Here is a 22,956-nt window from a genome sequence, read left to right as displayed (position 1 = left end):
GACAAGACCTGTGTAAAAAAGTGCAAATGGAATAATAAATTTTGTAAGGGGTTTCAAAAATTTCTTTATGAACCCGATAAAACATTTGAATGTGTCGGAATAGCCCTGAATGTTCACATAAACGACAAAATCCAGTATAGTGAAAGAAGGTTTAAATATTGACATATGGCGTTAACATTACTTATTTATTTAAAAGGCAAAACTTACTTTTGAAAATGTTTACATTGCAAGTCCGTTCACAATGTTTTTACAAAGGAGAGATGTAACGATGACAGCGACTAAAGGTCTGGAAGGGATCGTAGCGACCACTTCCTCCATAAGCTCTATCGTAGATGGCGTTCTCACGTACCGGGGTTATAACATTGATGATTTGGCTGTTAACGCCGCTTTTGAAGAGGTAGCTTATTTGTTGTGGTTCGGAAAATTGCCTGATCAAGCCCAATTGCAGGAGCTTCGCGACCAATTAAGCGAATATGCTGCCATTCCGGATGAAATTATTACTCAATTAAAGCTGTACCCGAAAGATTTGAGCACGATGGCTGCCCTGAGATCAGCCGTATCGTCTCTTGCCTTGTATGACCCACAGGCGGATGATATGTCGAGAGAGGCCAATGTGATCAAAACCGTCAAGCTTCAGGCGCAATTGCCCACAATTGTGGCGGCCATAGCGCGTGTGCGCGAAGGGCTGGAGCCGATTGCGCCCAAGAAAGGTGTTTCTATCGCCGAAAACTTTCTGTATCAGCTTACTGGCAAAGACCCGGAAGAGACGGCTATCAAAGCGTTCAATCAGGCTCTTGTGCTGCATGCCGATCATGAATTGAATGCATCGACCTTTGCTGCACGCGTGACGGTAGCAACACTATCCGATATTTATTCCGGCATTACGTCGGCAATCGGAGCTTTGAAGGGACCACTGCATGGCGGAGCCAACGAAGCTGTTGCCAAAACCCTGGAGGAAATCGGCGGTTTGGATCAGGTGGATTCGTATATTCAGACCAAACTGGATAACCGCGAAAAAATTATGGGCTTTGGACATCGTGTCTATAAAAACGGTGATCCGCGTGCCAAGCATTTGCACAAAATGTCCCGCGAACTGGGCGAAATGAACGGCGATACGACGTTGTTCGATATTTCGGTTCGAATCGAGGAAATTGTGACAGGACAAAAGGGCTTGAAGCCGAATGTTGATTTTTACTCTGCCTCTGTTTATACCCAACTGGGTATCAAAAGAGACCTGTTCACACCGATCTTTGCCGTGAGTCGTGTATCGGGGTGGACTGCGCACATTTTGGAGCAGTACGAAAATAATCGTCTGATCCGTCCGCGCGCTGAATACACAGGTCCGATTGACCAAAAGTATGTGTCTCCGGAATTACGCTAATCACTTGTTGTATGAATATTGAGGCTATATACCCTGAATTAAAAAAATAAGGTACAATAGAAGGGACGGCGAGAGATGCGTGTTTTTGTCTATGATGAAGATCACGTCTTTCGCCCTGTACCCATTCATATCTGAGGAGGAAAAGGAACTTATGGCGAAATTTGAAAAGTTTGAGCTCCCAACTGAAGGCGAAAAAATTACGATTGATAACGGTCAACTACAGGTTCCGAATTATCCGGTTATTCCGTTTATCGAAGGCGACGGCACAGGCCGCGACATCTGGAAAGCATCCAAGCGCGTACTGGACGCAGCTGTAGATAAAGCATATAACGGTTCCAAAAAGATTGCCTGGTATGAAGTATTCGCTGGTGAGAAAGCTTTCAATACATACGGCGAGTGGTTGCCTAACGATACCTTGGAAGCCATCCGTGAGTATATTGTAGCCATCAAAGGGCCGCTTACGACACCGATTGGCGGCGGCATTCGCTCTTTGAACGTAGCATTGCGTCAAGAACTGGATCTGTACGTATGTCTGCGTCCTGTTCGTTACTTTAACGGTGTTCCTTCTCCGGTGAAGCGTCCTGAATTGGTAGACATGGTTATTTTCCGTGAGAATACTGAGGATATCTATGCTGGTATTGAGTATGCTGAAGGCTCCGAGGACGTAAAAAAAGTCATTCAGTTCCTCCAACAAGAGCTGGGTGTGAACAAAATCCGTTTCCCTGAAACGTCGGGTATCGGGATCAAGCCGGTTTCCTCCGAGGGTTCAAAACGTCTGGTACGTGCAGCCATTCAGTATGCTGTTGACCACGGACGAAAGAGCGTAACGCTCGTACACAAAGGCAACATTATGAAATTTACCGAAGGTGCCTTCAAAAACTGGGGTTATGAAGTGGCTGAGGAAGAATTTGCAGATAAAGTATTTACTTGGGCTCAATATGATGCAATCAAGGAAAAAGATGGTGAAGATGCGGCAAATGCAGCTCAAAAAGCAGCAGAAGATGCAGGCAAAATCATCATCAAGGATGCGATCGCTGACATTGCACTTCAACAAGTGCTGACTCGTCCTTCCGAATTTGATGTCATTGCTACACTGAACCTGAACGGAGACTATCTGTCCGATGCGCTGGCTGCTCAAGTCGGTGGAATTGGTATCGCACCAGGTGCGAACATTAACTATGTAACTGGGCATGCTATCTTTGAAGCTACACACGGCACAGCGCCAAAATATGCTGACAAAGATGTCGTAAACCCTGGTTCCGTTATTTTGTCCGGCGTGATGCTGCTTGAGCATTTGGGCTGGCACGAAGCGGCAAACCTGATTTACAAAGGACTGGAAACGTCCATTAATAAGAAAATCGTAACGTATGACTTTGCTCGCCTGATGGAAGGCGCTACACAAGTGAAATGCTCCGAGTTCGCAGATACCATTATTAGTAACCTGTAGAGAGGGGAATGCCACGTGACCATTCAACGCAAAAAATATCCATTGTTGGCGCCGGTTTTACCGGTGCCACTACCGCATTGCTGCTGGCCCAAAAAGAGCTGGGTGATATCGTTCTGATCGATATTCCGCAACTTGAGAATCCGACCAAAGGCAAAGCGCTTGATATTTTAGAGGCCAGTCCGGTCCAGGGATTTGACAGCCAGGTCACAGGCACTTCCAATTATGAGGATGCAGCCAACTCGGATATCGTCATTATTACGGCGGGGATTGCGCGCAAGCCAGGCATGAGCCGTGACGATTTGGTAAATACGAATGCAGGCATTGTAAAATCCGTATGTGAAAACGTGAAGAAGTATGCGCCGGATTCTATCGTCATTATTCTGAGTAATCCGGTCGATGCCATGACCTATACCGCATACCAGACGCTTGGTTTCCCAAAAAATCGGGTCATCGGCCAATCTGGTGTGCTGGATACGGCTCGGTATTGTACCTTTATTGCACAGGAACTGAACGTATCCGTCGAAGACGTGCGTGGCTTCGTATTGGGTGGTCACGGTGATGATATGGTGCCGCTGGTACGCTATTCCAGCGTTGGTGGTATCCCTATCGAAACCCTGATTTCGAAGGAACGTATCGAAGCGATCGTACAGCGGACGCGTGTCGGTGGCGGGGAGATTGTTAACCTGCTGGGCAACGGTAGCGCATACTATGCCCCGGCAGCCTCACTTACGCAGATGACAGAAGCGATTGTAAAAGACAAAAAACGTATTATCCCGGTCATTGCCTATCTGGAGGGAGAGTACGGTTATCAGGACTTGTTCCTCGGCGTACCGACACTTCTTGGTGGTAATGGTATCGAAAAGGTGTTCGAGCTGGAATTGACAGCCGAAGAAAAAACAGCGCTTGATCAATCCGCCGAATCAGTCCGCAATGTAATTAAAGTAGTAACTGTATAAGCTCGCCTATCTATTAAAACGGTATACTTTACTTGAAGAGGTGTCCCAAAGCCATAGTCATGGCTGGAGGACACCTCTTTTCGCTTTATAAGTAATCTATTTGTATTCTTCCTTTTCCTTTAATGTTGAAAATTTCAGCTTGGGTTTGCTGGCACTGGCGGAGCGGACGGAACGATTGCGGACAAGCGTAAGCGCTCACCTTTGTCTCCGGATTTATACCATATCAAATATATTCAATAGAATCCGGAGACAACAGCGATGGTAGCAACGTTCCGTTCGCGGAGCCTCTCCAGCACTCCACCCTAGCTGAAACTTTTCTCACCGTCTTCCTTTGCTTTGTCCTGCTTCCCCGGTATAATAGATTTCATATGCATTGATAGTGTACATAGAAAAGCATGTCCCAAAACACTGAAATGATGGTAGTCTACTCGTTGGAATATGATCGTTCTATGGAAAAATGAATTTGCAGGTCAACAAAGAAATGGAGGTTGTAAAGAATGTTTTTTATTCACATGATCGGTTCGCTGGCGATGGGTTTTTATTTATTGCTCCCGTTTGTAGTTGGTAAAATCGACAAGCTGGCTCCCACCGTGCAGGAAGGGACGATATCGGCTGTTCAGCTATTGAACCGTTTGGCTCAATTCGCACTTATCCTTGTGCTTGTTAGCGGTATCTATATGATTTTTGCCTGGGGTCCATATTCCGTAGCATGGATCGTGGTCGTTTTGTTGTTGTTTCTCGCTATTTCTGGTATCGCTGGGGCCATGGGTAAGCCGTTACGGCTGTCGCTGGAAGCGATTCGTAACCAACAGCCTATTACGCAATACGCTGGAAAAATGCGTATGTTCAGTACGCTGCTTGCCGTCTTCATGATCTTGATTACGTTTTTAATGGTATACAGCCATATTATTTAATTAAGCATTTTGCGAGTGGCTACAATCGAATGATGTCAAATGCTAAATTGAAAAAAACGGCTTGTGCTGAATAAGCACAAGCCGTTTTTTTATGCGTACAACGAACTTCATGCTCCTTTTTCGTTTAACGTACAAGTGCGTGTGGTAAATCAGGAGTAGAGTGGGTGCAAATGTTGCATCCTATAAAATATCTAATCTTGAAAGGAGAATGCACGATGGCCAAAAGCAATCAAACCCAACAAACCTTGCCTCCGCAGCATCAAGAACAGCAACCGGGGGTTGAATCCAAAATGTCGCCCGCACCTCAGTTTGAGAAGTCTACCTATAAGGCGGCTGGCAAACTAACAGGCAAAGTCGCACTTATTACTGGTGGAGACAGTGGAATTGGACGGGCTGTAGCTGTCACGTATGCTAAAGAAGGTGCGAACGTAGCTATCATCTACTTGAACGAGCATAAGGATGCTGAGGAGACAAAGCGCCAGGTAGAGCAGGAGGGCCGCAAATGCGTACTGATTCCCGGCGATATCGGAGATGACCAATTTGCCAAAAAAGCAGTTCAACAGACGGTTAACGAGCTGGGCAAGCTGGACATTGTCGTGAACAATGCCGCAGAGCAGCATCCACAGCAGAAGCTGGAGGATATCACGAGAGAGCAGCTGGAGCGCACATTCCGCACGAACATTTTCGGCATGTTCTTCTTGACGCAAGCGGCATTGCCGCATTTGAAGAAAGGCAGCGCCATCGTGAATACCACCTCGATTACGGCCTATGCCGGGAACAAGACACTCATTGATTATTCATCCACCAAAGGGGCGATTACTTCATTCACCCGTTCGCTTTCGCTCAATTTGGTCGATCAAGGCATTCGGGTAAATGCTGTAGCACCGGGTCCGGTCTGGACACCGCTAATCCCTTCGACCTTTGATGCCAAGACCGTCAGTGAGTTCGGAGGCGCGCAGCCGATGAAACGTCCCGGTCAGCCGGAAGAGTTGGCGCCAGCCTATGTGTACCTTGCTTCGGATGATTCATCTTATGTAAGCGGGCAGGTTATTCATATCAACGGCGGTGAAGTCGTCAACGGATAAGAGAGAGGTTGGGGCAACGTGTGCCCTGACCTTTTTTCCTTTTTAACAGTGGAACAAAAGGCAGGTAGCCTGTAGAATGGGACTTAACTTACATAGCTGTTATGATCATAAAAATTTCTACTCAACTAAAGGATGGGCATATTTATGAAGTCGTTTCGTTTCAGGCTTACCTTGATTATGCTGATTTTGATCGGCGTATCTGTCCTGGCTGCCGGAATCACCATGGGACAAATTTTTAAAAACTCGAACATGAAGGTGCTTGAGGAAAATATGGGGCGTGAGATCGACCTGCTTCGGGCTACATTTCCTTTTGTCAACGCAGATGCTCTTTCCAGTACCGACTACGTCTCCTATTATTCGGAAAAGGCCAAGGAAATTGCCCATCTGACCGAATCACGGGTGACCTTCATTCGCAAGGATGGATCGGTGGTTGGTGATTCACTAAGTGATCCGCGCAAGATGGAGAACCATGCATCACGTGAAGAAATCCAAGAAGCCGCGTCGGAAGGAATCGGACGAACCATACGCTACAGTGAAACTTTGCAGCGGAATATGCTGTACGTGGCAGAGCCTGTCGTATCCGACAAGGGGTTCGACGGATATATTCGTTTGTCCATGAATCTGAAGGCGGTGGAGGAAGGTGTGCAGCGTGGCTGGACGGCAATTGGCATTGGTCTGGTCTTGTTGTTCCTTGCGGCTGGATTGGTCAGTTACCGTATCGCACGTGGCCTAACCTCGCCTATTGAGCATATTACAGGCGTAGCGAATCGTATTTCCGGGCTGGATTATGACGCAAGAGTTGGCATACAGCGCCGGGATGAGGTAGGACAACTGGGTGATGCGATTAACCGTATGGCGGACAGCCTGCAAAACCAAATGAAAACGATACGTGATAATGAGGATTTGCTTCAGAGCGTCATGAGCAATATGACCGGAGGGATTCTCATGATTGATGCCGGGGAGCGCATTGCGCTTGTGAATCGTGAGTCTGAGCGCATGCTCGGTGTCACTAGCAAACGGGTGACGGACAAGCCGTATCATGAGCTGAAAAAGCACTACGAGCTGACGAAGCTGATTGAGGGTAGTATACAAAGCCGCGAAAGACTGCATGGTGAGGTTCATCTGTATAATCCCGAGGAACGGCTGATTCTGCTCGATGGCGTGCCGATGTATGAGGATGAAGGCGGATATCGCGGCATGCTGTTCCTATTGCAGGATATTACAGCTATTCGGCGGCTGGAAAATATGCGGAGCGAATTTGTGGCGAATGTTTCCCATGAGCTAAAAACGCCGATTGCCGCAGTCAAGGGCTTTGCCGAGACGTTGCTCGGTGGCGGGGTAAAGGATGAGGAAACATCCCGTTCTTTTTGCAAATTATTTATGATGAAAGCGAACGGCTAAATCGGCTGATCGGCGACATTCTGGAGCTGTCCAAAATTGAATCCAAGCGTTCTCCGCTGGATTGCTCTCCGGTCCATGTGTCCTCGTTTATAGAATCATTACTGGAAAAATTGAATAATGTAGCTGCCAAAAAGAGAATTACACTACACATGGATGTCCCGGATGAACTGTTTATGGAGGCGGATGAAGATAAGCTCCAGCAGATTTTTCTGAACCTTCTGTCTAATGGCATTAACTACACACTCGACGGTGGCAAGGTGAAAATTAAGGTTGTAGCGGTACAACGGGAGAATGACACGGAGAAGGTCGTATTTACGGTTAGCGATACAGGCATCGGGATTCCGAAGAAAGACCTGCCACGCATCTTCGAGCGCTTTTACCGGGTGGACAAGGGACGTTCGCGCAACTCGGGTGGAACCGGCCTGGGATTGTCTATCGTCAAGCATTTGGTGGACCTGCATCATGGGGTGCTTTCCGTAGAAAGCGAGCTTGGTTTGGGCACCATATTTACAATCGAATTGCCGTTGTTGCAACAGGAAGAATGAACTAGATCAGTTTTTACATTCTGTTAACAATGCCGTGATAAAATATACGGGTGTCGCATGAGTTTGGAAAAGATTTTGGAATTTTGACCAATGCGCCTTTAAAAGGTAAACAGGAGATGAATTTATTTATGGGACAACGCTTGCTGGTTATTGAGGATGAACCAACGCTTGCCAGATTGCTATCCTACAATTTGATACAAGAGGGGTTTGAAGTAGATACGGAGGATCATGGCAGTGCAGGGTTTGAAAAAGCCTCCAGAGAGTCCTACGATTTGATCCTGCTGGATTTGATGCTGCCCGGTATGAACGGACTGGATATTTTGAGCAGACTACGCCATCAGGGACTGACAACACCCATCATTATTTTAACGGCCAAAAACGGCGAAGCCGAGGTTGTCCAAGGATTGAAATCAGGAGCAGATGATTATATTACGAAGCCTTTCGGTGTTTCCGAGCTGCTGGCCCGCGTAACGGCGGTACTGCGTCGTACTTCCGGGGGGATGAAGGCGTGCTGTCTGATCAGAAAGACGGCTCCAAAATTCAATTAGGCGAGCTGGAGATTTATCCTGAAAAATATGAAGTGATTCTCGGAGGACAATCCATAAGCTTAAGACCGAAGGAATTTGAGGTGCTTCTCTACTTGTCCCGTAAGCCAGGCGTGGTATTGACTCGCGACGATCTGATGAACGCGGTCTGGGGCTTTGACTATATCGGCGGTCAACGGACGGTGGATGTGCATGTTAGCTCATTGCGCAAGAAGCTGGAGCTGGACCCCGATTCGGTTCATATTGATTCGATTCGCGGAGTTGGATACAAGCTGGTTGTTAATAAAAAAAGAAGCGCTTCTCATTTACTATAAATGAGAAGCGTTTTTCTTTGTGTTCGATTTTGTGTACATTTTGTGATTTTACGTTTCGTTAACATAAACAGACGTTACAATCAACAAATGACCGATATGATGTTCCCGTCACTCCAAGTAGTTAAAAAAGGGGACTTCAGAACGATGATAACGGAACCAAAGACCCAGCCGAGTTCCACCGCCGTGATTGAACGTGAATCCAACAAGCCGATTACCACCTACGTGCCGTGCCGGGAGGTTCCGATCATTGGTACGGATATGTCTTGTAAAGAACTGTTAGCACTTATGAAAACGCAAGAAGACATTCCTTGTGTCATAGTCGTTGATAAAAATGGCCTTCCGTTGGGCATTATTATGAGAGATGCGTATAACCGACATTTTACGGGCAGGTTTGCTGCGGCTCTGTTTTATGACAAGCCTGCGGCGATATTTGCCGACCCCGATACATTAATTGTGGATCTGGAAAGCCCGGCATCGGACATTGTAGAGCAGGCGATGCTACGCGAAGATCAACAATTTTACGATTGTTTGTTAATTAAGGAGGGGACGAGGTTACTTGGCGTGCTGACTATTCGTGATATCCTGACGGTTGTTCAGCGAATGCAAAGAGAAGCGGACGAGCATCGGAGTAACGTGGTTCGGCATAGCTATGATGGTGCCCATCGGATTCAGACAACTGTGCTGGATGCCGCTAAAGAGGCCGGTGACAGTGTGCGTCTAACCCGTTCGATGAGTGAATTATCACGCCGTGGCAAAATAGAACTGGAAGATGTTCTGCTTTCCTATCGTGCAGTCACAGAGCAAATGAAGCGCCAGCATGAGCAGATTACAGCGCTAACCCAATCGCTGAATGACATTGCAGGCATGGCTTCCTCCATCCGCGCACTTGCGGATCAAAGTGGACTGCTGGCGATCAACGCTTCAATTGAAGCAGCACATGCCGGCGAACATGGGCGTGGCTTCCAGATCGTGTCTCAGGAGGTGCGGAATATGTCACTTCAGACGAAAGCCTTTTCCGCACAGATTACAAGCTTGCTTACAGATATTGAACAAATGCTGCGTGACACTGCCGATCTGACGGATACGAGCATGCAGCAGATTAATAGCGGCTCCCGGTATATATCCGCTGGAACCCAAACGTTTACCCAACTGTTGCAGGCCGTTGCTGAAATTGAGACCAAAAACAACGAAATGTCCCGTTCCGCAGAGGAAGCGGCTTTGAATGCAGCTCGGATTGCACAGGAGCTGGAGCTTATGCTGAATTCCTGATCATTTTACATACCGTTAACAAATCCACCACACTGAATTTACACACAGCTTATATAATCTTCATATTGTGCAAATCAGGTGCAATGCTTGAGGACCATAACTGCAACACGAAGGAGATCATAAATCAATGAATGATTCCGTTATTCGGATTGATAAGCTGAACTTGTATTATGAAAATTTTCAAGCGCTGAAACATATAAACCTGGATATTCCTGAAAAAACGGTAACAGCCTTCATCGGGCCGTCCGGCTGCGGTAAATCTACCTTGCTGCGTACGCTGAATCGGATGAACGATATGATACCGGGAACGCGTATTGAAGGAACGGTGAGTATCGCAGGTCAGGATATATATGGCGATACGATGGAAGTAGAAGCCCTGCGCAAGCAGGTGGGAATGGTTTTTCAACAGCCTAATCCGTTTCCTAAATCTATTTATGATAACGTGGCGTACGGCCCGCGTCTGCACGGAGTCCGGCAAAAGGACAAGCTGGATGAACTTGTTGAGCAAAGCTTGCGGCAGGCGGCACTCTGGGAAGAGGTTAAGGACTTTCTCAAGCGTTCAGCCCTGAGCTTGTCCGGTGGACAGCAGCAGCGTCTGTGTATTGCCCGGGCGCTTGCTGTGCAGCCGGATATTCTGCTCATGGATGAGGCAACGTCAGCGCTGGACCCGATCTCCACGATGAAGATTGAAGAACTGGTTCAAGACCTGCGTGACAGGTATACGATTGTCATGGTGACGCATAACATGCATCAGGCGGCTCGTGTGTCCGGTCGGACTGCGTTTTTCTTGAACGGTGTCGTGGTAGAGGCGGCGGATACAGAGACGATGTTTTCCACGCCGCAAGATTCCCGTACGGAAGATTATATTTCCGGCCGATTCGGCTAAAGCCAACCAGATTAGTAATGCCAGGAGGGGTGACTTCGAAATGATACGCAGAAAAGGTTTTGATGAAGGATTAGATGAGCTGAGAGCCGTACTGCGCGAAATGGGTGCACATGTATCGAAGGCACTCGATCAGGCCATCGAATGTTTGCAGACCAAAAATACGGAATTGGCCCAGCAGGTGGTCAAAAATGATACATCCCTCAATGCGCTGGAAGAGAACATTCTCGATATGGGCTCCAAGCTCATTATTACCCAGCAGCCGGTAGCCAAGGATTTACGCCGGATCATTGTTGCTTTTAAAATTTCCAGTGATCTGGAAAGGATGGGGGATTTGGCACTCGATATTGCCAAGGTCACGCTGCGTCTGGAAGGGCAGCAGGTCATCAAGCCGCTGGTGGATATTCCACAGATGGCTTCGATTGTTAAAGAGATGATTGACGACGCCATTACATCCTATTTGGATGAAAATACAGATTTGGCTTATAAAATGGCCAAAGAGGATGATCGTGTAGATTCCATGTATAGCCATATGATCAGCAATCTTTATGTGTTTATGGTAGAAAAGCCTGAGGAAGCTCCACAAGGCATGTTGCAACTGCTCGTTGGACGATATATTGAGCGGATTGGTGACCATGCAACGAATATCGGTGAAAGCACCGTATATCTCGTGACAGGGAGCGGCCGGATTTGAACCAGTAGGGCTTTTTAGGTATATAGCGGTTGTTTCTGACCCAGACTTGTCTTTGTGCAAAAGGCGAATCTGGCTAGGAAACAGCCGTTTTTTTCTGAAAAAGGAGCCTTTATGTTAAGATAGGAAAAGGAATGCGTAAAACGAAAGAACCTTTCGAATGCATTGATGAACTTGCGAGGTGCTAAATGGATAAACTCATGCTTATAGATGGCAACAGTATCATTTACCGGGCGTTTTTCGCTATGCCGCCGTTAACGAATTCGAGCGGACAGCAGACGAACGCAGTGTACGGATTTACAACAATGTTGCTACGGCTTTTGGAGGAGCACAAGCCGACGCATATACTGGTTGCCTTTGATGCCGGAAAAATAACGTTTCGCCATAAAGGATACGAGGATTACAAGGGTGGACGGGAGAAAACACCACCGGAGCTGTCACAACAATTCCCGCTGCTGAAAGAGCTGCTGACCGCCTTTGGCATTGCCCAGTTTGAGCTGGATGGCTATGAGGCGGACGATATCATTGGAACCCTGTCTAAAACCGCGGACGAAGCTGGTCTTAACGTGCTGGTGGTTACCGGAGATAAGGATATGCTTCAGTTGGCTTCGGACAACGTCACTGTCGGCTTGACCCGCAAAGGGGTTACCGAGGTGGAGACATACGGACCTGAACAGATTCAGGAGCGTTACGGCTTGAAGCCGTTGCAAATTATCGACCTCAAGGGTCTGATGGGCGATACATCAGACAACATTCCCGGGATTCCGGGTGTGGGGGAAAAGACAGCGCTCAAGCTGCTGCACCAGTATGGATCGGTGGAAGAGGTGCTGGCGCATACAGATGAGCTGAAAGGCAAAATGAAAGAGCGCGTCGAAACGCATGCAGATGATGCACGGATGAGCAAGGATTTGGCGACCATCTATCGGGATGTAACGCTGGACAAGCAACTGGAGGATGTCGTCTTCGGTGGGCTGCAAGCTGAAACGGCGGGACCTGCGCTGGCGAAGCTGGAGTTCAAGTCCTTGCTGGAGCGTTTATCCTTTTCGGGCGAGGTTGGCAGTGCTGGAATAGACGTAGAGGAAGCTGCGGCTGACGTGACCGTATTGGACGAACAGCGGATTAGCGAGCTGGTAAATGTACTGGATACCGTCGATCTGCTACATGTAGAGACCCATGGCGACAATCCGCATCATGCTGAAATTGTGGGTTTGGTCTTTGGCGGAGCGGGGCGACAGTTTTTATGACCTTGGATGTATTACAAACTGATGCAGCCAAGCCTGTCCGTGAATGGCTCGCCGATGCTGAGCGCAAAAAGCGGGGGCATGATTTGCACCGTACGGATTTAGCCTTGCATTGGCACGGGATTGAATTTGCCGGGGCGGAGTTCGATGTACAGTTGGCCGGATATTTGCTGGACCCGACGGATGCAAACCAGTCACTGAGCGGATTGGCAGCCAAGCATGGCTTGTCCTCGATTCGTCCGGACGATGAAGTATTCGGCAAAGGCGCTAAATATAAAGTACCTGACGTGGATGTGCTGTCCGATCATGTGGCGCGCAAGGCGGCGGTGATTGAAGCGCTGGTGCCTGTACAGCAGGCCGAGCTGGAAAAAACGGAAATGCACAAGCTCTTCCATGAGCTGGAGATGCCGTTGTCTCGCATTTTGGCGGATATGGAGAAGCAGGGCATTTTGGTGAATGTGGAAGAACTGCGCGCTTTGGGTAAAGAATTTGAAGCCCAGATTGAAACGCTGGTGCGCGAGATTTACATCATTGCAGGTGTAGAGTTCAATCTGAATTCGCCCAAGCAGCTAGGTGAAATTTTGTTCGATAAGCTGGGCCTTCCTGTTATCAAAAAGACGAAAACCGGGTACTCCACCGATGCCGAGGTACTGGAAAAGCTCGCCCCATATCATGATATTGTGCAAAACATTTTGCAGTACCGTACGATTGCGAAACTCCAATCCACGTATGTGGAAGGATTACTTAAGGAAATTTCGGATAAAACGGGCAAGTTGCATACGTATTTCCGGCAGACGGTTGCGGCTACAGGACGCTTGAGCAGCCAGTTTCCGAATTTGCAAAATATTCCGATTCGTCTGGAAGAGGGACGTAAAATTCGCAAGGTATTTGTGCCTTCCGAGCCGGGCTGGTCTATTCTGGCGGCGGACTACTCGCAGATCGAGCTGCGAGTGCTGGCTGATATTTCGGATGATGAGCGCTTGAAGGAAGCCTTTGTGCACGATATGGACATTCATACGAAGACCGCGTCCGATGTGTTCGGCATCCCTGCGGAAGACGTAGATTCTAACATGCGGCGTTCTGCCAAGGCGGTTAACTTCGGGATTGTCTACGGGATCAGTGATTACGGTTTGTCGCAAAACCTGAATATTACGCGCAAGGAAGCGGCTCGCTTTATTGACCAGTATTTTGACGTGTTCCAGGGCGTCCGCCGTTACATGGATGATATTGTGAAGGATGCGAAGCGGGACGGATACGTAAAAACGCTGCTGGAACGCAGACGTTATTTGCCGGAGATTAATGCCAGCAACTTCAACCTGCGTTCGTTTGCGGAGCGTACCGCAATGAATACGCCGATTCAGGGTACCGCAGCCGATATTATCAAGCTGGCGATGGTACAGATGGAAGCGGCGCTTCGCGAACGTAATCTTCGCAGCCGTATGCTGCTTCAAGTACATGATGAGCTTGTTTTCGAAGTTCCGCCGGAGGAAATGGAAACGATGAAAGAGCTTGTCCCGGCTACGATGGAAGCGGCGCTGAAGCTGTCCGTACCGCTTAAAGCGGAAGTTAGCTATGGAAGCAATTGGTATGAAGCGAAATAAGTTATTTCAATGAGCAGATAGTCCCATTTTAACGCTGCTTCCGTTATAATATAGGATGAGGTGAAGACATCATGCCGGAATTACCGGAAGTAGAAACGATTAAACGAACGTTAAACGAGCTTATCGTCGATAAACATATAGATCATGTGACTGTGAATCTGCCGCGCATCATTCAGCGGCCTGATGATATACACGCTTTTGCTATGGAACTGGCTGATCATCGGATTACAGGAGTGGAGAGACGTGGGAAGTTTTTGCGGATTCTGCTGGATGGGCTGGTACTCGTTTCCCATCTCAGAATGGAAGGGCGATACGGCCTGTATTCGCAAAATGATCCTGTGGAAAAGCATACTCACGTTATCTTTCATTTTACGGATGGTACGGAATTACGCTATCAGGATGTTCGCCAATTTGGCACGATGCATTTATTTACGGAAGGACAGGATTTACTGGAGAAGCCGCTGAACAAGCTCGGTTTGGAGCCTATGGACGAGTCCTTTACACCGGAGGCACTTCGCGCAGCTGTGGGGACCCGTTCGACTTCGATCAAGGCGGCGCTGTTAAACCAGTCATATGTCGTGGGCATCGGGAATATTTATGTGGATGAGTCGTTGTTTAAGGCGGGTATACATCCGGCACAGCCGGCCAAAAGTTTGGATGACAACCAGTTTCGTGTGCTGCACGAAGCTATTATCTCCACACTGAGCGCGTCGATTTTGGTCGGAGGATCGTCCATCAAATCATTCGTCAACGGACAGGGTGAATCGGGCGACTTCCAGCATCAATTGCAAATCTACGGACGCAGCGTTAAGCCTTGTGTTAACTGTGGTACATTGATCGAAAAATCCGTCGTAGCCGGACGTGGTACACATCATTGTCCGGTCTGCCAGCCTCTGCGCTAAGCAGGTACAGTCACCCAAAGCCCATACCTCTCATATATTGATTCCAAGTACCAATACTGCGAAGGGTTCCGGCTGCTTTAAGGCCCTGCCTTCGCAATGGGAGGGAATTGGAGTGGCTAATCATTGGGGGGCCCTGCTGCTGTTGGCATTTGCACTAAGTCTGGACAGTTTTGGAGTCGGTGTTACGTATGGGCTGCGCAAAATGAAAATTCCACTGCTATCCATTGTCATCATTTCAGTATGTTCAGGTTTGGTCATCGGCATATCCATGCAGCTAGGCGCATTGTTGTCCCAGGTTCTGTCTCCTGTATATACGACCGTTTTTGGCGCTGTTATCCTGATTGGAATTGGCTGCTACTCTTTGTATCAATCTTTGCATCGCAAGGAGGATCTGATTGATGAACCCGATCCTGAGAACAGTAATGTTCTGGCAGGGGAGAAATCTGAAGAAGTACAAGAGGAACGGACCGTATTTTCGTTGGAATTCCGCAAAGGGGGTCTTGTTATTCGGATTCTCCGAAGTCCGTCTGCTGCGGATATGGACCGTTCGGGCAGTATCTCCGCTATGGAGGCGGTTTGGTTAGGTATCGCTTTATCGGTTGATGCGTTCGGTGCGGGATTGGGAGCAGCTATGCTGGGCTTCCAGCCACTTGCTACCGCGCTGGCTATTGCGTTATTCAGCGGAACATTTTTGATTGCGGGTATGAAAGCAGGTTTCTGTCTGTCGGCATTTCGATTTATGAAAGCGCTGGGTGTGTTACCGGCATTATTACTGATTATGATGGGCATATTGAAGCTGTTATGAGGTGAAAGAGCATGAATATCGGATTAACCGGAGGTATTGCTACCGGTAAAAGCACCGTGTCGGCTCTACTAGTCGCCAAGGGTGCGCTGCTGATCGACGCAGATGCCATTGCCCGGGAAGTGATGCTTCCGGGGCATCCGGTGCTGGCGGCGGTCATACAGCATTTTGGACAAGCTGTGATGAACAGTGACGGAACTCTGCACCGCAAAAAGCTGGGCGAGATTGTATTTGGGGACCCTGTCCAGCGGCAGGCGCTTAATGATATTACACATCCCGCGATTCGTGAGGAAATGCGCACGCGTATGGAATCTTACGAGCGCGAACATCCGGACAAGCTCGTTCTGGCAGATATCCCGCTACTGTATGAGTCCGGATTAGAGAGCTTGTACGATGAAATAATGGTGGTATACGTACCACGGGATGTGCAGCTCCAGCGTCTGATACTCAGAGACGGATTGACCGAGGAACAAGCAGGACTTCGGTTGTCTTCGCAAATGGATATTGAACACAAAAGAAGCCTGGCCGATATCGTCATCGACAATAGCGGAACACAGGCCGAAACAAAACAGCAAATGGATCAATTCTGGCAGCGAAAGGGACTTGCATGAATATTTTGCGCAAAAAAAGAGTCCTGCTGACTTTGTTTGTCGGGTTTGTCTTGATTCTGTTTTTTAATTCAAACTGGATGTCGTGGTTCTATCCGATTCAATATAAGGATGAGATTCGGCAATATTCGCAGACGTATGAAGTGGACCCGTTTTTGGTGGCGTCCATTATCCGTGTTGAGACGAACTTTAAGACCAGCAAGCAGTCGCACAAGGGTGCACTGGGACTCATGCAAATCATGCCCGATACTGCGAATTGGATTATGGATAGCGCTCAAATCCAAAAGGTTCCGCTGGATAGCGTCAAGCACGAGCCGGGTACCAACATTGAACTTGGAACCTGGTATGTGCATAACCTGTCGGTGAAATTTAAGGATAATCCGGTAGCTACCGTTGCGGCTTACAACGCAGGCCCCGGTAAAGTGCAGGAGTGGCTCGACAAGGGCGTATGGGATGGGAAAGAAGAATCCATCAAGCAAATCCCTTTTGGCGAGACGCGACATTATGTACAGCGGGTTATTTACTACTACAGGCAATACACGAAAATTTATAATCAGTTTTAATGGATGGCGAGGCTGCGTGTAAATATGTCATGACACAATGAGCCTGATGGCATTAAAATGAAAAAAGCGCAGGACAGGCTGTTTTTAGCAGCCCATCCGTACACTTTTTCTTGTTATTTTTGCATTATTACCGCGATTATTGGTATTGACCTGCCAATTGTTGTTCGGCGATCGTTACGAGGCGTTTTGTGATGTAGCCCCCGATCGAACCGTTCTCATAGGAAGTCATGTTACCTTGGTATCCATCTTGAGGAATGCTGATACCCAGCTCTTGAGCGATTTCAAATTTCATTTGCTCCAGAGCGCCGGTGGATCTGCTGACTACCAGGTTGTTGGAGTTGCCATTGTTTCCTTGTGCCATTGTTGTTCACCTCCTCGCGACTTGGTAAACATATTATGAACCGTTTTGACAAAATTATTACGAAAAAAGTATAGAGAATTTATTGGAAAAAGGAAGTGATGAATTTATGAAATGCCCGTACTGTGCCTACAATGGAACAAAGGTACTGGACTCGCGGCCTGCGAATGACAACAAGTCCATCCGTCGCCGTCGCGAATGCGAGCAATGTGCTAGGCGTTTTACCACCTTTGAAATGGTGGAGGAGACCCCGCTCATGGTCATTAAAAAGGATGGCAGCCGTGAAGAGTTCAGCCGTGATAAAATGCTGCGCGGTCTCATTCGGGCTTGCGAGAAGCGTCCCGTATCCGTAGAGCAACTGGATATGATCGTATCTCAGGTGGAAAACGCCATTCGTAACACAGCCGCTACAGAGGTGGACAGCCAGCAGATCGGCGAGCTGGTCATGGAACAGCTCTATCCTGTTGATGAAGTGGCCTATGTACGCTTTGCGTCCGTCTATCGGCAGTTTAAAGACATCAACATGTTTATGAAAGAACTGAAAACACTGTTATCCAAAGATACAGCCAGCGACTGATCGCTGACTGTGTCTTGGTTTATGGTGAGAAGGTTATATTTTTTTATAAAAGTATTGACACAGGGGTGAAAATTTTATATGATATGGGAGTCGCTTCAAACAGATGTTGAAATTACATAAAACGGGGCCTTAGCTCAGCTGGGAGAGCGCATCGCTGGCAGCGATGAGGTCAGGGGTTCGATCCCCCTAGGCTCCACCAAATTTTAATATGGACTCTTAGCTCAGTTGGTAGAGCAGTTGACTCTTAATCAATTGGTCCAGGGTTCGAGTCCCTGAGAGTCCATCCTTTAGAAAAACGGCAGAAATGCCGTTTTTTTTGTTTTGAATTCAGCTCTGCTTTCCCTTGTGATCACACTTTTGGTCACAGAAGGCCCTACTTTCTTAATGAAAAGCAAACGCCATGTTCTCTTGAATGAGGGCACGGCGTTTGTTTTAGTTTTACTTCAGCTTTTTAAAAGGCGGTCATTCAACTTTTACAGTACATTTGAATTGGCTTGAGGGATTTTCCGTAGCCTATTCAAGAGCAGAAGCCTCGTCATGCAGAAATTTTTGCCGTTCCTCGTACAAACGCCGCGCTTCCCGATCTTGGCTTAGAAACTCCAGTATATCCATCGCCTTCTTCAATGTGGGTTCACTCATCTTAAGCACCTTCCAATTTGCCTTATAAGAAGATAGACTCCCTTCTTGAAGTTAAACATCACATTCCTTAACACTCATGATCAATGGAGCTGTTACTTGTGATCAAATCCGTTAAAGTCCCTGAGCATTCCGATAAAATTTTCAAGTTGTTCATCGTCCCATCTTGAAATGTGTTCGTAAAATACAAATTCTTTCTCTTTTAGAGCATCAATCGTCTTTTGTTGTCCAAGCTCAGTGAGGGATAGAAGTATTCCTCGACGATCATCAGGGGAGGTTTCCCTTTTCACATAACTCAAAAGCTCAAGTTGTTTGACGAGACGGCTAACCGAACTGCGATCCATAGCTGTTGATTCCGCCAGCGTAGTGGCGCTTGTTGGCCCATATGAGTACAGCCAACGGATAATATGGAAACCCGCAGGTTGTATTGAAGGATCGAAACGTGCTGCAGTTTTGACATTTAGCGCATGTGAGGCGCTTATGAGGGCATTAATTTGCTCGCCGAGTTCCAGTTCCAGTTGTCCTCTTGGCGTATTTTTGTGTCGATCATCATTCATCCTATTTCACCTAACCTTAATTGATAAATTAAATAATTCAAGTCAATTACTTGACATATATCAACCAAAATAATAAAGTTGATTTATATCAAGTATATGGCTGCGTCAGCTGCATGTCAAAACTTGAGACGGGTCTAACGGAGTAAAGCAATGAACGGCCAATTACATTGACATTGACAATGACTATTCAGCACAAAGGAGAATCACGATGATGGCTAATCCGATTGTTGTAATAACTGGCGGAACGAGTGGTCTGGGGCAACTCGTTGCGATTGAATTGGCTAAACGTGGTACTCATCTTGTCATGACAGCCAGGAGCAAGGATCGCGCTGAAGCTACTAAAAAAATTATAAAAGATATGGTGCCCTCAACAAAAGTAGACTTTTTTTTCGGGGACCTATCCTTAATGAAAGATGTCAGACGTATGGGGAACGAGATTTCAACTGCATACCCCAAAATAGATGTGCTTTTGAATAATGCAGGACTGCATGCATTCGAACAACGGGTAACCTCCGAGGGATTTGCAGAAATGATAGCTGTGAATTATTTAGCACCGTGGTTATTGACGCACGCCTTACAGCGTTCCTTGAAAAATGCAGGAAGCGCCAGAATTGTAAATGTTGCTTCTGAGGCTTCACGCAATCATGGCGAGCTTAAGCTCCCTGAGGATTTGACCAATATAGCTCCTTTTACTTCTAGAGGCTCATCTGCAATATATGGGAAAACCAAGCTGTATAACATTATGTTTACTGGTGAACTGGCACGTCAATGGAATGGAACGGGGATCAGTGTTAACGCTCTGAATCCAGGGTTTAATGTTACAGGTCTCGGACGTGAGCTCTGGTTTGCATCAATGCTTGAGCGTTTTTTGAATTTTTTTCATATTGGTGATCCACGCAGAGGAGCTGATATTATGACTCGTTTAATTGTGGATCCACAGTACCAGGCAGTTACAGGAGGGTATTTTAATGTCGGAACCGGACATTCAATTGTACCTGTAGACCCCGGTGGAGATATTGCTATGCAAAATAAACTGTGGAATTGTACGAAAGAATTACTACAACAAAGAGGTCTTCTTAACAATATGACCTGATTTTATGGATTACAGCGGTAAACTGAGGACTGTGAGCAGTTGACTCTCAATCAATTGGTCCAGGGTTCGTGTCCCTGAGAGTCCATCCTTTAGAAAAAACGGCAGAAATGCCGTTTTTTTGTCGTTGATCAAGTATGGGATTTATTTTCACAGTGTAAATGGCGGCAATGCCCGCATTGCAGAACGAAACTCAAGCGGTATCATAACGCTTAGTATTTATTCTTTGCTCATCCATGCAGATCCACTAGATTGAGAAATCACATAGCTACATGTATTTCGTAAATGAAGAGTAGTTCAATGAAAAGATGTGAAAAACAATATTTTAGTGAATTGCGTCATAGGGCATCTATCGTATTTTAGTGTAATTTAGATAAATAAGAAAGATAAACAAATTCATTCTAAAATACTGCTAAAGACAAAATTGTTTTTAAAGTCTGGAGTGTTGAAAAAGTGATTAGAAAAGCGAGTATTATGCATGTTTTTCCTGATTATTATGAAGAGTATAAGCGCCGTCATGACAAACTTTGGCCGGAAATGGCTGAAGTGCTAAAAAGGCACGGTGCACACAACTATTCAATATTTCTTGATGAAGAAACGGGGAGCTTATTTGCTTTCTTAGAAATTGAAGATGAAGAAAAATGGGGACAAATTGCTCAAACAGATATTTGCCAAAAATGGTGGGCTTATATGGAGCCTTTAATGGAGACAAATCCTGATAACAGTCCTGTGTCAAGAAATTTAAAGGAAGTATTTTATTTGGAATAATAATTATAAAACGTCTAAATCCGAATTTGCATCATTCCCCAATTGAGGGAGCTGTTTAATTTTCATGAAGAAGATATGGTTTTACTTTGCGAATATTTATATAAATTCAAAGCTAAACGTAAAGCTTTTCTTAACGATTACATTGATTATGATGACAACGCTAGTATTTGTATTAGGAGGTCTTCAATATGCTTTTTCCCTCTATGATGAGCAAATCTATGCAAAATCCTCACAAGTGCTGATGATGTCATCCAACAACGTAGAAGAGAAGCTTGAAAGAGCGGAAGAAGTCAGTTATAACATAGCAGTCGACCCGTATATTCAAAAAATTTTATTAGAACTTCAAGGAAATGTAAAAGGCTATGATTTCTATCGTCTTGAACAGAAAATTGGAGATGAATTGGAGAAATATGTAGATCCGGCAAATTACGTTCATTCCATTTATCTGTATGATTCAGCAGGAAGGGAGTTTTTAGCCGGGGATAGCAGCAAACCAATAAAGAATAAAGATAAGGAACTTGCTCTTAGTCAGGCGGATAAGGATGATGGCAAAAACCATTGGATGGAGCTGGAAGGATATAATGGGGATTTAATTTCTGTTCGCCTTATCCAGTCTTATGAGAACTTAAACTTTGAAACCATCGGCAAGCTGCTTGTTCGTGTTAATTTAGACAAGATTGTAAGCGGTTTACCAAAACCTCACGGAGAAATAGCAGGAAATATTGTGATTACAAAAGAGGATGAGGTTTTTTATTCGGAAAAAGGAATAGATGATTTTAAAGAATATCATTTCAATGCAAAAAATGATCGGGGCTATAGTATTGAATACATTAATGGGGAAAGAACCTTTGTCAGCCATATTACAACCGATTTTAAAGACTGGACATACTGGAGCATCATTCCATTTAACATGATGTTCTCCAAGATTACTGCTGCGAAATATACCTTGGTGCTGGTTTTTATGGTAATGTTCGTTTTTCTTATTTCCCTTGGTTTTAAATTTTTAAGAAAGTTTACGAATCCCATTCAAGAATTAGCATCTACCATGCAGGAAGTCCAAAAGGGGAACTTTCACGCAGTAAATTTATTAAATCCCTCTATGATTAATGAAGGCGAGGTAGGGATTCTTTATCGGAATTTTATAACAATGATCCAAAGAATTGATGAGTTGATCCAGGAGAACTTTTCTAAGCAGCTGCTGATAAAGGAAACTGAATTTAAAGCACTGCAGGCTCAGATAAACCCGCACTTTTTATACAATACGCTGGAGTCCGTTAATTGGTTGGCTAAAACAAATAAACAGGAGCAAATTTCAAGCATGGTGGAAGCCCTTGGTCATCTCATGAGGTACTCCACAAATTTTAATCAGGATATTATTACATTTGAAGAAGAACTCGACATTTTAAAAAGCTATTTAACAATCCAAAAATACCGGTTTGACGACCGGATTGATTTTCAAATGGACTTCCCCTACTATGTTGCAAAATATAAGATTCCAAAATTAATATTGCAGCCGCTTCTGGAGAATTCGTTCAAGCATGCAGTTGAGCCATCCGTCTATTTGTCAGTTATTAAATTGCATGTTTATCAGGAAGAGGACAAGCTATTTATTCGGATAGAAGATAACGGGCCTGGCATAGATCCCCTAATACTTCAAAAAGTAAAAGAAGGCAAAGTAAATCCTAAAGGTACTGGAATAGGATTGAATAATATCGATGATAGGATCAAGCTTTATGCTGGTGAACAGTATGGTTTAAGAATTGAAAATCTTTCGGGAAAAGGGACCGCAATTACGGTAGTTTTACCTGTTCAAACGGGGTGA

Annotated in this window: 17 protein-coding genes, 3 tRNA genes and 5 pseudogenes; 22 read left to right on the top strand and 3 right to left on the bottom strand. The window is 46.0% G+C overall.

From position 1 onward, the window contains the following. Positions 1 to 268 precede the first annotated feature (268 nt). The 15 genes and pseudogenes from citZ (at position 269) to ASL14_RS03070 (ending at position 17,148) form a co-directional block, all read left to right on the top strand. The gene (gene citZ, locus ASL14_RS03140; protein WP_044648771.1) at positions 269 to 1,381 is read left to right on the top strand and encodes a citrate synthase; all 1,113 of its coding nucleotides are present in this window, start codon (positions 269 to 271) and stop codon (positions 1,379 to 1,381) included. Positions 1,382 to 1,532: 151 nt separating this feature from the next. Beyond that, positions 1,533 to 2,828: an NADP-dependent isocitrate dehydrogenase gene (gene icd, locus ASL14_RS03135; protein ID WP_134910418.1), complete on the top strand. Its 1,296-nt coding sequence runs from the start codon at positions 1,533 to 1,535 to the stop codon at positions 2,826 to 2,828. 8 nt (positions 2,829 to 2,836) lie between these two features. Further along, positions 2,837 to 3,784, top strand: a complete 948-nt coding sequence (gene mdh, locus ASL14_RS03130; protein WP_134910417.1) for a malate dehydrogenase — start codon at positions 2,837 to 2,839, stop codon at positions 3,782 to 3,784. A gap of 497 nt (positions 3,785 to 4,281) precedes the next feature. Next, positions 4,282 to 4,698, top strand: coding sequence for a hypothetical protein (locus ASL14_RS03125; RefSeq protein ID WP_134910416.1), 417 nt, complete (start codon positions 4,282 to 4,284; stop codon positions 4,696 to 4,698). A 215-nt stretch (positions 4,699 to 4,913) separates the two neighbouring features. Beyond that, on the top strand, positions 4,914 to 5,783 hold the full coding sequence (locus ASL14_RS03120; protein ID WP_189338218.1) for an SDR family oxidoreductase: 870 nt from the start codon (positions 4,914 to 4,916) through the stop codon (positions 5,781 to 5,783). A 144-nt stretch (positions 5,784 to 5,927) separates the two neighbouring features. Continuing rightward, positions 5,928 to 7,729: pseudogene (gene pnpS, locus ASL14_RS03115) on the top strand (two-component system histidine kinase PnpS). A gap of 128 nt (positions 7,730 to 7,857) precedes the next feature. Then, positions 7,858 to 8,588, top strand: a pseudogene (locus ASL14_RS03110) (response regulator transcription factor). Between the two features lie 144 nt (positions 8,589 to 8,732). After that, on the top strand, positions 8,733 to 9,857 hold the full coding sequence (locus tag ASL14_RS03105) for a methyl-accepting chemotaxis protein (RefSeq protein ID WP_134910414.1): 1,125 nt from the start codon (positions 8,733 to 8,735) through the stop codon (positions 9,855 to 9,857). Positions 9,858 to 9,984: 127 nt separating this feature from the next. Continuing rightward, complete coding sequence (gene pstB, locus ASL14_RS03100; RefSeq protein ID WP_134910413.1) at positions 9,985 to 10,743, top strand: phosphate ABC transporter ATP-binding protein PstB; 759 nt, start codon at positions 9,985 to 9,987, stop codon at positions 10,741 to 10,743. A gap of 40 nt (positions 10,744 to 10,783) precedes the next feature. Then, positions 10,784 to 11,442: pseudogene (phoU, locus tag ASL14_RS03095) on the top strand (phosphate signaling complex protein PhoU). A 177-nt stretch (positions 11,443 to 11,619) separates the two neighbouring features. Further along, positions 11,620 to 14,273 (top strand): annotated as a pseudogene (gene polA / locus ASL14_RS03090) (DNA polymerase I). Positions 14,274 to 14,344: 71 nt separating this feature from the next. Continuing rightward, positions 14,345 to 15,175 carry a DNA-formamidopyrimidine glycosylase gene (gene mutM / locus ASL14_RS03085; RefSeq protein WP_134910412.1) on the top strand — a complete coding sequence of 277 codons (831 nt, stop codon included), beginning with the start codon at positions 14,345 to 14,347 and terminating at the stop codon, positions 15,173 to 15,175. Positions 15,176 to 15,287: 112 nt separating this feature from the next. Continuing rightward, positions 15,288 to 15,980: a sporulation membrane protein YtaF gene (ytaF, locus tag ASL14_RS03080; RefSeq protein ID WP_134910411.1), complete on the top strand. Its 693-nt coding sequence runs from the start codon at positions 15,288 to 15,290 to the stop codon at positions 15,978 to 15,980. An 11-nt stretch (positions 15,981 to 15,991) separates the two neighbouring features. After that, entirely contained in the window at positions 15,992 to 16,588 is a 597-nt protein-coding gene (gene coaE, locus ASL14_RS03075) for a dephospho-CoA kinase (RefSeq protein ID WP_134910410.1), read from the top strand. Next, positions 16,585 to 17,148 (top strand): lytic transglycosylase domain-containing protein, encoded by a 564-nt coding sequence (locus ASL14_RS03070; protein WP_134910409.1) that lies wholly within the window; start codon positions 16,585 to 16,587, stop codon positions 17,146 to 17,148. Before coaE ends, ASL14_RS03070 begins: the two co-directional genes overlap by 4 nt. A gap of 136 nt (positions 17,149 to 17,284) precedes the next feature. Here the strand turns inward: ASL14_RS03070 and ASL14_RS03065 are convergent, their stop codons facing one another. Then, a complete protein-coding gene (locus tag ASL14_RS03065; RefSeq protein ID WP_134910408.1) occupies positions 17,285 to 17,509 on the bottom strand; it encodes an alpha/beta-type small acid-soluble spore protein in 225 nt (74 codons plus the stop codon). A 106-nt stretch (positions 17,510 to 17,615) separates the two neighbouring features. Between ASL14_RS03065 and nrdR the strand changes: the two genes are divergently transcribed. The 3 genes from nrdR (at position 17,616) to ASL14_RS03050 (ending at position 18,366) form a co-directional block, all read left to right on the top strand. After that, the gene (gene nrdR, locus ASL14_RS03060; RefSeq protein WP_013309614.1) at positions 17,616 to 18,083 is read left to right on the top strand and encodes a transcriptional regulator NrdR; all 468 of its coding nucleotides are present in this window, start codon (positions 17,616 to 17,618) and stop codon (positions 18,081 to 18,083) included. Positions 18,084 to 18,206: 123 nt separating this feature from the next. Beyond that, positions 18,207 to 18,282: transfer RNA gene (locus ASL14_RS03055), tRNA-Ala, on the top strand. 11 nt (positions 18,283 to 18,293) lie between these two features. Next, a tRNA-Lys gene (locus ASL14_RS03050) sits at positions 18,294 to 18,366 on the top strand. A 233-nt stretch (positions 18,367 to 18,599) separates the two neighbouring features. Here the strand turns inward: ASL14_RS03050 and ASL14_RS27680 are convergent. Beyond that, positions 18,600 to 18,746, bottom strand: a pseudogene (locus tag ASL14_RS27680) (PD-(D/E)XK nuclease family transposase); the annotation flags it as partial. Positions 18,747 to 18,814: 68 nt separating this feature from the next. Beyond that, on the bottom strand, positions 18,815 to 19,276 hold the full coding sequence (locus ASL14_RS03045) for a MarR family winged helix-turn-helix transcriptional regulator (protein WP_134910407.1): 462 nt from the start codon (positions 19,274 to 19,276) through the stop codon (positions 18,815 to 18,817). A 208-nt stretch (positions 19,277 to 19,484) separates the two neighbouring features. On the opposite strand from ASL14_RS03045, the gene ASL14_RS03040 reads away from it, so the two are divergent. The 4 genes from ASL14_RS03040 to ASL14_RS03030 all read left to right on the top strand — a co-directional run bounded on the left by ASL14_RS03040 (position 19,485) and on the right by ASL14_RS03030 (position 22,956). Beyond that, positions 19,485 to 20,369, top strand: coding sequence for an SDR family NAD(P)-dependent oxidoreductase (locus tag ASL14_RS03040; protein ID WP_134910406.1), 885 nt, complete (start codon positions 19,485 to 19,487; stop codon positions 20,367 to 20,369). 6 nt (positions 20,370 to 20,375) lie between these two features. Continuing rightward, a tRNA-Thr gene (locus ASL14_RS27160) sits at positions 20,376 to 20,454 on the top strand. A gap of 365 nt (positions 20,455 to 20,819) precedes the next feature. After that, positions 20,820 to 21,134, top strand: a complete 315-nt coding sequence (gene rhaM / locus ASL14_RS03035; protein WP_134910405.1) for an L-rhamnose mutarotase — start codon at positions 20,820 to 20,822, stop codon at positions 21,132 to 21,134. A 64-nt stretch (positions 21,135 to 21,198) separates the two neighbouring features. Next, positions 21,199 to 22,956, top strand: coding sequence for a cache domain-containing sensor histidine kinase (locus ASL14_RS03030; RefSeq protein ID WP_134910404.1), 1,758 nt, complete (start codon positions 21,199 to 21,201; stop codon positions 22,954 to 22,956).

It is taken from the genome of Paenibacillus sp. IHB B 3084, assembly GCF_001447315.1.
In the GTDB taxonomy this organism is placed as follows: Bacteria; Bacillota; Bacilli; order Paenibacillales; family Paenibacillaceae; genus Paenibacillus.
The sequence above is the reverse complement of the archived record's forward strand: the minus strand, read 5'-3'. Positions and strand labels throughout refer to the sequence as shown.

Coding starts and splice junctions, on each gene's coding strand:
- citZ (WP_044648771.1), top strand. CDS start 269: ATGACAGCGACTAAAGGTCTGGAAGGGATCGTAGCGACCACTTCCTCC.
- icd (WP_134910418.1), top strand. CDS start 1,533: ATGGCGAAATTTGAAAAGTTTGAGCTCCCAACTGAAGGCGAAAAAATT.
- mdh (WP_134910417.1), top strand. CDS start 2,837: ATGCCACGTGACCATTCAACGCAAAAAATATCCATTGTTGGCGCCGGT.
- ASL14_RS03125 (WP_134910416.1), top strand. CDS start 4,282: ATGTTTTTTATTCACATGATCGGTTCGCTGGCGATGGGTTTTTATTTA.
- ASL14_RS03120 (WP_189338218.1), top strand. CDS start 4,914: ATGGCCAAAAGCAATCAAACCCAACAAACCTTGCCTCCGCAGCATCAA.
- ASL14_RS03105 (WP_134910414.1), top strand. CDS start 8,733: ATGATAACGGAACCAAAGACCCAGCCGAGTTCCACCGCCGTGATTGAA.
- pstB (WP_134910413.1), top strand. CDS start 9,985: ATGAATGATTCCGTTATTCGGATTGATAAGCTGAACTTGTATTATGAA.
- mutM (WP_134910412.1), top strand. CDS start 14,345: ATGCCGGAATTACCGGAAGTAGAAACGATTAAACGAACGTTAAACGAG.
- coaE (WP_134910410.1), top strand. CDS start 15,992: ATGAATATCGGATTAACCGGAGGTATTGCTACCGGTAAAAGCACCGTG.
- ASL14_RS03070 (WP_134910409.1), top strand. CDS start 16,585: ATGAATATTTTGCGCAAAAAAAGAGTCCTGCTGACTTTGTTTGTCGGG.
- ASL14_RS03065 (WP_134910408.1), bottom strand. CDS start 17,509: ATGGCACAAGGAAACAATGGCAACTCCAACAACCTGGTAGTCAGCAGA.
- nrdR (WP_013309614.1), top strand. CDS start 17,616: ATGAAATGCCCGTACTGTGCCTACAATGGAACAAAGGTACTGGACTCG.
- ASL14_RS03045 (WP_134910407.1), bottom strand. CDS start 19,276: ATGAATGATGATCGACACAAAAATACGCCAAGAGGACAACTGGAACTG.
- ASL14_RS03040 (WP_134910406.1), top strand. CDS start 19,485: ATGATGGCTAATCCGATTGTTGTAATAACTGGCGGAACGAGTGGTCTG.
- ASL14_RS03030 (WP_134910404.1), top strand. CDS start 21,199: ATGAAGAAGATATGGTTTTACTTTGCGAATATTTATATAAATTCAAAG.